This is a genomic window from Vibrio sp. ZF57, assembly GCF_001691235.1.
GTDB classification, from domain to species: Bacteria; Pseudomonadota; Gammaproteobacteria; order Enterobacterales; family Vibrionaceae; genus Vibrio; species Vibrio crassostreae_C.
Genome location: NZ_MAKD01000044.1, coordinates 1 through 379 on the forward strand (window position 1 = coordinate 1; position 379 = coordinate 379).

1 protein-coding gene is annotated in these 379 nt (G+C 45.9%); it reads right to left on the bottom strand.

Annotated features, from left to right (window positions below; all coding sequences use genetic code 11):
- A partial coding sequence (locus A6D97_RS05050; RefSeq protein WP_139074297.1) for a hypothetical protein occupies nt 1-379 on the bottom strand: 379 nt, incomplete at both ends.

Consider the following 379-nt stretch of genomic DNA (forward strand, 5'->3'; position numbering starts at 1 on the left):
ATCGATAGTCGGATTGTCACCATCAGTAATGGTCAGCGTAATGGCTGAAGTCACCGGATCGTTATCGAAGTCGCTTGAAGTCACTACTATCGACTTCACGATGTCTTCGCTAACGGAATGGTCTAGATCGCGATTAGGTTCAAAGCGCACTTCACCTTCAAGGGTGATAAACAACTCGCCTTCTGTGAAGCTGAACTGCTGTTCACCAGTGTCATTTTGATCAAGCGTTCTTAGCTGACCGTCATAAGTAAACTGAGTGATCGTCGCACCATCAGCACTTTGCTCGGGCATCACATCAATGGTATTGGTTGTGATTGTGCCGTCTGCAAGATTTGGCTCGATGATATCTAACGTACCATCTTGCATGATTTGAACGTCA